Origin of the sequence: Pedobacter sp. JCM 36344, assembly GCF_046546555.1 — a bacterium.
GTDB lineage: Bacteria > Bacteroidota > Bacteroidia > Sphingobacteriales > Sphingobacteriaceae > Pedobacter.
The window spans coordinates 1-276 of sequence record NZ_JBKHKK010000066.1; the positions used below are offsets into that span (position 1 = coordinate 1).

The following is a 276-nucleotide window of genomic DNA, read 5'->3' on the forward strand; positions in this document are numbered from 1 at the left end:
CGTAAGCACAAAGTCTCCCTGTAAATTTTCTACAAAGCCACAGTGGCCGATGCGCTTTAAATCGCTAAAGTAAATCCCAAAGACCATCCCTACGCAGGGTTCTTTCTCTAGATGATCAGTAGGGAATAAAGCCGGCGACCAGGCTGTTTTTCCCTTTTTGAAGCCTACGTATTTTAAATAGGCTTCTACTTTAATTCCATCATTCTTGCCCGTCAGTTCCCGAACACCCAGTTCAGCACGGGCAATGTTCATTACCTGCTCTACAGGACTGCGCTG

Annotated in this window: 1 pseudogene; it reads right to left on the reverse strand. The window is 46.0% G+C overall.

Annotation, left to right across the window (positions count from 1 at the left end):
* Positions 1–276 (reverse strand): annotated as a pseudogene (locus ACHFIZ_RS18000) (peptidoglycan-binding protein); the annotation flags it as partial.